Consider the following 9,370-nt stretch of genomic DNA (forward strand, 5'->3'; position numbering starts at 1 on the left):
TGGCCCGAGACCCAACCACAGTCGCGGTGCGGCGTGCGCACCGGTCGGGACCGCGCCCGGCGCGGGCGCGGTCCCGACCGGGTCTCAGACGTTGCGCCGGTACTGGCCGCCGACCTCGAAGAACGCCGTGGTGATCTGGCCGAGGGTGCAGTGCCGGGCGGCCTCCATGAGCACGTCGAAGACGTTGCCGTCGGTGGCGGCGACCGCGCGCAGGCGGGCCAGGGCGGTCTCGGCGTCGGCGCGGTGGTCGGCCTGGAAGGCGCGGACGCGGTCGACCTGGGACTGCTTCTCGTGCTCGGTGGCGCGGGCCAGCTCGATCTCGACGACCTCGTCCTCCTCGCCCTTGGTCGGCAGGAAGGTGTTGACGCCGACCAGGGGCAGCGAGCCGTCGTGCTTGCGGTGCTCGTAGCGCATCGACTCGTCCTGGATGCGGCCGCGCTGGTAGCCGGTCTCCATCGCGCCCAGCACGCCGCCGCGGTCGGAGATGCGGTCGAACTCGGTGAGCACGGCCTCCTCGACCAGGTCGGTCAGCTCGTCGATGACGAAGGAGCCCTGCAGCGGGTTCTCGTTCATCGACAGCCCCCACTCCTTGTTGATGATGAGCTGGATCGCCATGGCCCGGCGCACCGACGACTCGGTGGGGGTGGTGATCGCCTCATCGAAGGCGTTGGTGTGCAAGGAGTTCGCGTTGTCGTAGAGCGCGCAGAGCGCCTGCAGGGTGGTTCGGATGTCGTTGAAGTTCATCTCCTGCGCGTGCAGCGACCGGCCGGAGGTCTGCACGTGGTACTTGAGCTTCTGCGACCGCTCCGAGGCCCCGTAGCGCTCCCGCATCGCCACCGCCCAGACGCGGCGGGCGACGCGGCCGATGACCGAGTACTCCGCGTCCATGCCGTTGGAGAAGAAGAACGACAGGTTGGGCGCGAAGTCGTCGATGTCCATGCCGCGCGCCAGGTACGACTCGACGTAGGTGAACCCGTTGGCCAGGGTGAAGGCGAGCTGGCTGATCGGGTTCGCCCCGGCCTCGGCGATGTGGTAGCCCGAGATCGACACCGAGTAGAAGTTGCGGACCTTGTTGCGGATGAACCACTCCTGGATGTCGGCCATCATCCGCAGGCTGAACTCGGTGGAGAAGATGCAGGTGTTCTGCCCCTGGTCCTCCTTGAGGATGTCGGCCTGCACCGTGCCGCGCACGTTGGCCAGCGCCCACGCGGTCAGCTCGCGGCGCTCCTCGTCGCAGGGCTGCCGGTCGTGCTCGGCCACGAACGCGTCGACCCGCTGGTCGATCGCGGTGTTGAGGAAGTAGGCCAGGATCGTCGGCGCCGGGCCGTTGATCGTCATGGACACCGACGTGGTCGGCGAGGTGAGGTCGAAGCCGTCGTAGAGGGCCTTCATGTCCTCGAGCGAGGCGATCGAGACCCCGGAGGTGCCGATCTTGCCGTAGACGTCGGGCGGGGTGTCGGGGTCGCGGCCGTAGAGGGTCACCGAGTCGAACGCGGTCGACAGCCGGGTGGCCGGGTTGCCCTCGGACAGCAGCTTGAACCGGCGGTTGGTGCGGAACGCGTCGCCCTCGCCCGCGAACATGCGCGCGGGGTCCTCGCCCTCGCGCTTGAACGGGAACACCCCGGCGGCGAACGGGTAGCGGCCGGGCAGGTTGTCCGAGCGCAGGAAGCGGACCAGCGACGCCTCGTCGTCGAAGCGGGGCAGCGCCACGCGCGGGACCTTGTTGCCGGACAACGTCTCCCGCCAGAGCCGGGTGCGCAGCTCCTTGTCCCGGACCTTCACCACCAGCTCCTCGGCCCGGTACTGCTCGGCCGTGGTGGTCCAGTCCGCGAGCAGGTCCTCGGTGGCGCGGTCGACGCGGCGGGCGGCCTCGGCGGCCAGCTTGTCGATGTCGTCGGTGGGCGCGCCCGCGCGGTGCAGGGCCTTGGCCGCGCGGGTCAGCGCCGAGTGCTCGCGGACCGCCTCGACCTGGGCGTCGGTGTGGCGGTGGTAGGCGCGCACGGTGTCGGCGATGTCGGACAGGTAGCGGGCGCGCTGGGCGGGGACGACGGTGGCGGCCGAGGTGGAGGTCCGGCCGGTCACCGCGGGCAGGGCGCCCTCGGCGAACGGGACGCCGCGCTCGGCGAGCAGGGTGCGGAGCCGCTGGTAGAGGGCGGTGACGCCGTCGTCGTTGAAGGTGGCGGCCGAGGTGCCGTAGACGGGCATGTCCTCCCAGGACTGGCCGAAGGCCTCCCGGTTGCGGACGAGCTGGCGGGCGACGTCGCGGCGGGCGTCCTCGGCGCCGCGGCGCTCGAACTTGTTGATGGCCACGACGTCGGCGAAGTCGAGCATGTCGATCTTCTCGAGCTGCGAGGCCGCGCCGAACTCGGGCGTCATCACGTACAGCGAGACGTCGACGAACGGCACGATCGCCGCGTCTCCCTGGCCGATGCCGGGGGTCTCGACGACCACCAGGTCGTTGCCCGCCGCCTTGCACGCGGCGATGGCGCCCGCGAGCCCGTCCGGCACCTCGGAGGCGGCGGCGCGGGTGGCCAGCGAGCGGAAGAAGACCCGGTCCCCGTCGAGGGAGTTCATCCGGATGCGGTCGCCGAGCAGCGCGCCGCCGCCCTTGCGCCGGGTGGGGTCGATCGCGATGACCGCGACCCGCAGCTTGTCCTGCTGGTCCAGGCGCAGCCGCCGGACCAGCTCGTCGGTGAGCGAGGACTTGCCGGAGCCGCCGGTGCCGGTGATGCCCAGGACCGGGACGGACCGGTCGGCCGAGGCGATGGCCGCGGCGAGGCTGTCGGGGAGCGCGCCCGCCTCGATGGCGCTGATGGCGCGCGCCAACGCGGCGTGGTCGCCCGCGAGCAGCGCCGCCGGGTCGGCCGGGGGCAGGGTCGCCGGGTCGGTGTCGCAGGCGGCGACCATGGAGTTGATCATCCGGGTGAGACCGAGGGTCTGACCGTCCTCCGGGGAGAAGACGCGGGCGACGCCGCGCTGGTGCAGCAGGGCGATCTCGCGCGGGACGATGACGCCGCCACCGCCGCCGTAGACCTTGATGTGGCCCGCGCCCCGCTCGTTGAGCAGTTCGACGAGGTAGGTGAAGTACTCGACGTGGCCACCCTGGTAGGCGCTGATCGCCACCCCGTGCGCGTCCTCCTGGATCGCCGCGGCGACCACCTCGCGCACCGAGCGGTTGTGGCCCAGGTGCACCACCTCCGCGCCCTGCGACTGCAGGATGCGGCGCATGATGTTGATCGCGGCGTCGTGCCCGTCGAACAGGCTGGCCGCGGTCACGAACCGCACCGGGTGGACCGGTCGATGCAGGTCAGCGGACAAGGGGACCTCCGTGGGCATGGCGGGCGGCACCGTCGGCGTCGACACCGGAATAGTTTGATGTCCTACTGTTGGAAGTGCAAGTGACAGCCGTCTCGCCGCAATGGCTACCGGCCGGTAAGCTGCTCACGCGTCGACCGTATCGACCGCGGACCGGGCACGTCACGGCCCTTTTGGCCACTACCGGGCCAATTCACCGTGCGGGTGGCCGGTGGTCGCCGAGTGTCCACTGCCGTCCCCGGGAGCCCACCATGACCGAGCAGCCCTCCCCCGAGCAGCGCTGGCTGGCCGAGGCCGTCCGCCTCGCCGAGCGCAACGTCGCCGAGGGCGGCGGCCCGTTCGGCGCCCTCGTCGTCAAGGGCGCCGAGGTCTTGGCCACCGGCGTCAACCGCGTCACCCCCGACCGCGACCCCACCGCGCACGCCGAGGTCGTCGCCATCCGCGCCGCGTGCCAGGTCCTCGACGACTTCACCCTCACCGGCTGCGTCCTGGTCGCCAGTTGCGAACCCTGCCCCCTGTGCCTGTCGGCCGCCCTCTGGGCCCGCCTGGACACCGTCCTCTACGCCGCCGACCGCCACGACGCCGAGGCTGCGGGCTTCGACGACCGCGTCTTCTACGACGTGTTCAGCCTCCCCCGGGCCGAGTGGCCGCTGACCGTCGCCCAGCACCGCACCGGCGCGGAGGCAGCCCCCTTCCAGGCGTGGACCGCCAAGCCCGACCGCACCGGCTACTGAAGCTCCACAAAGCCCTCGGCGCGGCTCAGGCCACGAGCAGGAACACCGCGCCGCCGAACACCGGCCCCAGCAGCGTCCCGACGACGACCTGGGCCACCGTGTGCTCGCCCAGGACGACCCGCGACCACCCCACCGCCACCAGCGGCGCGAGCAGCAGCAGCGACCACGGCCCGTACAGCAGGGTGGTCATCGCCACCGCTCCCCCGGCCACGGCCGCGTGCAGCGAGACCTTCCAGCGGCGGGTGATCGCGATGCACACGACCAGCGTCGCGAGCATGGCCAGCGACAGCGCGGGCACCTGCCTCGGCGCGCCGCCGACCACCAGGACCAGCAGGCCGATCAGCGTGGAGGCGAGGCCGAACAGCAGCGGCACCGTCCGGTGTTCCCGGTCGCGGACGTGGTGGGTGTCCCAGCGGCCCCGGCGGGCGCCGCGCACGATGAAGGCCATCGGCAGGACGCTGGAGAACAGCGCGACCTCCAGGCCCCACACCAGCGTCCACAGCGGCGACCCGCCGGTCGCCGACCAGGCCACGGCCAGCGGCAGGACCAGCACGACCACCGCCGGGGCGAAGACCTCGCTGACCGCGCGGGCGAGCCGCGCCGCGTTCCCGCTGAGTGCCGCCGTGCTCGTCACGGGGTGATGATGCCACCGCGTCCCGTGTGCCGGACGACCCATCCGGCGAGCCGCGGTCGCCGAATCCCCTTCGGCGCGACAGTGCCGAGTCGAGAGAACCGAGTCCAGGGAACACCGAACTCAGGGGATGGAGTGCCGCGGTGGCCGGATCCACACCAGTCGCGACCACGTTGGCCCAGGTCGCCGAGCGGGTGCTCGGGGCACCGCTGCCCATCCGGCTGCGGGCGTGGGACGGCAGCGAGGCCGGTCCCCCCGGCGGCCCGGTCGGGGTCGTGCGCACCCGGCGCGCGCTGCGCAGGCTGCTGTGGGACCCGGACGAACTGGGCCTGGCCCGCGCCTACGTCACCGGCGACCTGGACGTCGACGGCGACCTCCACGACGCGTTGTCGCTGTTCTGGGCGATGCGGCGCGAGGCGGAGATCAGCAAGCCGCGGCTGGGCCTGGCCGAGAAGGCGCGGCTGTTCGCCACCGGCGTGCGGCTGGGCGTGCTGGGCACGCGGCCGCCGATCCCCGCGTCCGAGGCGGTGCTGACCGGCGCCGAGCACAGCAAGGCCCGGGACAAGGACGCCATCGCCCACCACTACGACCTGTCGAACGAGTTCTACCGCCGCGTCCTCGACCCGCAGATGGCGTACTCGTGCGCCTACTGGACCTCGCGGGAGCCCGGGTACACCGTCGAGGACGCCCAGCGCGACAAGCTCGACCTCGTCTGCGTCAAGCTCGGCCTCGAGCCCGGGATGCGGCTGCTCGACGTCGGCTGCGGCTGGGGCTCGCTGTCGGTGCACGCGGCGAAGCACTACGGCGTGACCGTCCTGGGCATCACCCTGTCCGCGGAGCAGCGCCAGTTCATCCTGGACCGCCTGGCCGCCGAGGGCCTGGCGGACCGGGTCGAGGTGCGGCTGCAGGACTACCGCGAGCTCGACCCCGCGGTCGACGGCCACTTCGACGCCATCGGCACGCTGGAGATGGGCGAGCACGTCGGCGCGGGCAACTACCCCGTCTACGCCTCGACCCTGTTCCGGATGCTCAAGCCCGAGGGCCGCCTGCTGCTGCAGCAGATGTCCCGGGGCGCGACCGCGCAGGGCGGCGGGGCGTTCATCGAGACCTACATCGCCCCCGACATGAACATGCGCCCGATCGGCCAGACCATCGACTTCCTCACCGACGCGGGTCTGGAGATCCGCGACGTGGAGGCGATCCGCGAGCACTACCTGTGGACGGTGCGGGCCTGGGCGGAGACGCTCGAGGAGAAGTGGGACGAGCTGGTGGCCATCGTCGGCGAGGAGCAGGCGCGCGTCTGGCGGCTGTACCTGGCGGGCGGCGGGCTGGCGTTCGCGGAGAACCGGATGGGCGTCGACCAGGTCCTCGCGGTCCGCCCGACGGCCACCGGCTCCGCGGGCGTGCCGCGCACCCGGGCCGAGCTGCTGTCGCACAAGGCCGGCACCGAGGAGTCCGGAGCCGCGTGAGCCTGGGTCTCAACCTGCTCGTCAGCGCCGGGGTGGTGCTGGTTGTGCTGGTCGCCGCGTTCGCCGTCAGCCTCGCCGGGGCCGGTTCGACACCGTGGACACGGTGTGGGGCCTGGGTTTCGCCGTCGTCGCGGTGGTCACCTGCGTGCTCGCCGACGGCGACCTGGCGCCGCGCCTGGTGACGACAGCGCTCACGGTGGTGTGGGGCGTGCGGCTCGCCGTGCACCTGCACCTGCGCAACCGGGACAAGCCGGAGGACCACCGCTACGCCGCGATCATGGAGCGGGCAGGCGGGAACCCCCGGCCGCACATGTTCGTGCGCGTGTTCCTGGTGCAGGCCGGGGTGATGTGGTTCGTGTCCCTGCCGGTCCAGGCCGCGCAGTACGCCGACTCGTTCGGGGTGCTGGCCTGGGTGGGCGTCGCGGTGTGGGCCGTCGGGTTCGGCTTCGAGGCCGTCGGCGACCACCAGCTCACGGTGTTCGCCCGCGACCGGTCCACCAGGGGCGAGGTGCTCGACACCGGGCTGTGGCGCTACACCCGCCACCCCGACTACTTCGGCGACGCCGCCGTGTGGTGGGGTCTCTACCTGCTCGCCTGCGCCACGTGGGCGGGCGCGGCGATGGTGCTCTCGCCGATCGCCATGACGTACACGCTGGCCAGGGGCACCGGCAAGCCGCTCACCGAGGAGCACCTGACGTCCAGCCGCCCCGGGTACGCCGAGTACGTGGCCCGCACCAGCGGGTTCTTCCCCCTTCCGCCCAAGCGCAAGCAAGGAGCCTCCTGATGAACGTTGGGGACACCGTCGCCGAGTTCACCCTCAAGGACGAGACCGGCGCGGACCGAGCGCTCAGCGAGTTCCTGGCCACCGGCCCGGTCGTGCTGTTCTTCTACCCGGCCGCGATGACCAGCGGCTGCACCGCGCAGAGCTGCCACTTCCGCGACCTGGCCGCGGAGTTCGCCGAGGTGGGCGCGCACCGAATCGGCATCAGCCCGGACTCGGTGGACAGGCAGGCCCAGTTCGCGGGCAAGCACTCGTTCGACTTCCCGCTGCTGTCGGACCCGGAGGGGAAGGTCGCCACCCAGTTCGGGGTGCGCCGCAAGTTCGGCCCGCTGCTGACCAAGCGCAAGACCTTCGTCATCGACACCGACTCCAAGGTCATCGAGAGCGTCAAGAGCGAGCTGCGCATGGCCGTGCACGCGGACCGGGCGCTCGAGGTCCTGCGCGCCCGTTCCTCCGCCTGAGACGACGACTGCCCGGCCCACGTCGGGGGTGGGCCGGGCAGTCGCCGGGTCGTGCTGGGTCAGCCTGGTCAGCCTGGTCAGACGATGCGCTCCAGGTACCCGTTGCCCAGCAGCCACAGCACGTTGACCTGCGCGGGCGCGTTCGGGATCAGCGACCCGCTGAGCTGGTACTGCAGGCCGCCGCCGAGCTGGGCGAACCACGGTGCGATGGGGCCGGCGGTCACGTCGAAGGGCCGCAGCACCTTGTAGATGTGGTAGTTGCACCCGGCCGCCGGGTCGCCGACCAGGTTGGACGGCGGGATGGACCGCGTGGTGTAGGGCAGGCCCTCCGGCGCGAGGAAGCCGCCGTACTCACTGCCGTACCGGTCGATGCGCTGCCCCCGCGCGAGCGTCTGCTCCCACTTGATGGGCGTGCCGTCGCGCTTGAGCAGGTACCCGTCCTGCGGCGGGTAGCGCCAACTGTTGGCCGCGCTGTCGTAGTAGGTGTCGAGGAACTTCTCCTGCGACTGCGGACCCGTGCGGCTGTAGCCGAAGAGCTGGAACCCGACCGACCCCAGCTTCGGCAGCTTCTCCGGCCCCAGCCGCCGATCACCCTGGTACAGCTCCGCCGAGCACTCCCGCAGGGACGCGGGCGTCCCGACGGGCGCCGCCTGGGCCGCCACCGGAGTGACCAGAACCGCCGCCACCAGCCACGTGGCCAGCACCGCCCCGACCCGTCGACCCCACCGCACCATCAGCCCACTCCTCATCGTCCCGTGGCAAAGCAGGCCAGACGGTAGCGGCGCGGCTCAGCACACCGGTAGCCCGTTCACCCGAACGATTTCAAGATCACATTCTCCGCGACCCACCGTCACCCATATGGCCGCTCACCACACCGAATCGATAGACGGGTTGCCCGCTTCCCAGCAATGGTCGGGAAAAGCGGGCAACCCGGGCTGGAGGTCGTGGCGGCCGGACGCTCACCGGGATCGCGAACAACCTCTAGATGAATGATTCCGTGAAGTTGGTGTTAGTGGTCGTAGGTGGTCAGTGATCGTTTGCTGGTCAGGCCGGTGTTCCAGTTGTGCCAGATGGCTGCGGCCATGGCGAGCAGGCGTTGGGCGACCCGGGTGAACACTCCCGCAGGGGTGCGTCCACCGTGTGCTTCGAGGTCGAGTTGGCCTTTGAGGGTCTGGTTGACCGACTCGATCCGTTGCCGGATGCCGCCGAGGTTCCCGTTGCGGTAGGTCTCGTCTTTGCGGTCCGGGCGCAGCAGGTTCAGTCCCAGCGTCTCGGTGAGTTCCTTGAAGGCTTTCCCGGCGAACCCTTTGTCCGCCAGCAAGACCTGGCCTTCGCGGATGAGGTGGTGGTTGCGTTCGAGCAAGGCGGCGAGGACCTCGCGTTCCCCGATCTTCGGAGTGGCGAGGCACCACATGACCGGCATCCCGTCCCCGGCGCAGACGAGGTAGAGCTTGAGCCCCCAGTACCACCGGGAATGTGACGCGCAGTAGCCGTAGCCGGCGTGCCCGGCCAGGTCGGAGCGCTTCACTGTCTCCCTGGACATGCCGCAGGGCACGGGGGTGGCATCGGTGATCCACAGGTCGTCGAACCATGACGGACAGCACGCGGCCAGGGTCAGGATTGCTTGGCACAGCAACGGTTGCGCTGTTTTCAGGCGCTTATGGTAACCGGACTGGGTGAGCATGACGGGGAACATCGCACGCCATTCGGGGTCGGCATGGATGTGGCGGATCCAGCGGCGTTCACTGCGGTGACGCTGCAGCACCTGGGCCACGGCCAGCGTGATCAGCTCGCTGTCGGTCAACTCGGGTCGGCGGCCACGCCCGGTGCGGGGCGGCACGACATGGTCATCGATCAGCACGTAAAGTGCGGTCAGGAGGGTGTTCAGGTCTTTCGTCACACATTGATCTTGAACACCCTCCACCCACGCGGTGACACGGGCCCGCCTTACACCACTTTTACGGAATCACTCATCTAGA

General features: G+C 70.9%; 7 protein-coding genes and 1 pseudogene. 4 read left to right on the top strand and 4 right to left on the bottom strand.

The window, feature by feature from the left end; translation table 11 throughout:
- Positions 1-84 precede the first annotated feature (84 nt).
- Positions 85-3,318, bottom strand: a complete 3,234-nt coding sequence (gene icmF / locus GCL84_RS15045; RefSeq protein ID WP_156756107.1) for a fused isobutyryl-CoA mutase/GTPase IcmF — start codon at positions 3,316-3,318, stop codon at positions 85-87.
- Between the two features lie 248 nt (positions 3,319-3,566).
- Between icmF and GCL84_RS15050 the strand changes: the two genes are divergently transcribed.
- Positions 3,567-4,049, top strand: coding sequence for a nucleoside deaminase (locus GCL84_RS15050; protein WP_156756076.1), 483 nt, complete (start codon positions 3,567-3,569; stop codon positions 4,047-4,049).
- A gap of 25 nt (positions 4,050-4,074) precedes the next feature.
- On the opposite strand, the gene GCL84_RS15055 is transcribed toward GCL84_RS15050, so the two are convergent.
- Positions 4,075-4,683, bottom strand: coding sequence for a hypothetical protein (locus GCL84_RS15055; RefSeq protein WP_156756077.1), 609 nt, complete (start codon positions 4,681-4,683; stop codon positions 4,075-4,077).
- A gap of 140 nt (positions 4,684-4,823) precedes the next feature.
- Here GCL84_RS15055 and GCL84_RS15060 point away from each other — a divergent pair, with 140 nt between their 5' ends.
- From GCL84_RS15060 to GCL84_RS15070, 3 genes and pseudogenes are all read left to right on the top strand, one after another.
- Positions 4,824-6,149, top strand: a complete 1,326-nt coding sequence (locus GCL84_RS15060) for an SAM-dependent methyltransferase (RefSeq protein ID WP_156756078.1) — start codon at positions 4,824-4,826, stop codon at positions 6,147-6,149.
- A pseudogene (locus GCL84_RS15065) lies at positions 6,146-6,933 on the top strand (DUF1295 domain-containing protein). Before GCL84_RS15060 ends, GCL84_RS15065 begins: the two are co-directional and overlap by 4 nt.
- A complete protein-coding gene (locus GCL84_RS15070; protein WP_156756079.1) occupies positions 6,933-7,391 on the top strand; it encodes a peroxiredoxin in 459 nt (152 codons plus the stop codon). The pseudogene GCL84_RS15065 and the gene GCL84_RS15070 overlap by 1 nt, the downstream one beginning before the upstream one ends.
- Before the next feature lie 77 nt (positions 7,392-7,468).
- Here GCL84_RS15070 and GCL84_RS15075 read toward each other — a convergent pair whose 3' ends face one another.
- Together GCL84_RS15075 and GCL84_RS15080 are read right to left on the bottom strand one after the other, a co-directional pair.
- Positions 7,469-8,125 (bottom strand): TNT domain-containing protein, encoded by a 657-nt coding sequence (locus GCL84_RS15075; RefSeq protein WP_156756080.1) that lies wholly within the window; start codon positions 8,123-8,125, stop codon positions 7,469-7,471.
- A 275-nt stretch (positions 8,126-8,400) separates the two neighbouring features.
- Positions 8,401-9,291 carry an IS982 family transposase gene (locus GCL84_RS15080; RefSeq protein ID WP_156756081.1) on the bottom strand — a complete coding sequence of 297 codons (891 nt, stop codon included), beginning with the start codon at positions 9,289-9,291 and terminating at the stop codon, positions 8,401-8,403.
- Positions 9,292-9,370: the final 79 nt, after the last annotated feature.

Origin of the sequence: Actinokineospora pegani (assembly GCF_009745975.1) — a bacterium.
Classification (GTDB): domain Bacteria; phylum Actinomycetota; class Actinomycetes; order Mycobacteriales; family Pseudonocardiaceae; genus Actinokineospora; species Actinokineospora pegani.

What these genes read in the sequence shown, in the direction of transcription:
- GCL84_RS15050 (WP_156756076.1), top strand. Translation starts at nt 3,567, where the DNA reads ATGACCGAGCAGCCCTCCCCCGAGCAGCGCTGGCTGGCCGAGGCCGTC.
- GCL84_RS15070 (WP_156756079.1), top strand. Translation starts at nt 6,933, where the DNA reads ATGAACGTTGGGGACACCGTCGCCGAGTTCACCCTCAAGGACGAGACC.
- GCL84_RS15075 (WP_156756080.1), bottom strand. Translation starts at nt 8,125, where the DNA reads ATGGTGCGGTGGGGTCGACGGGTCGGGGCGGTGCTGGCCACGTGGCTG.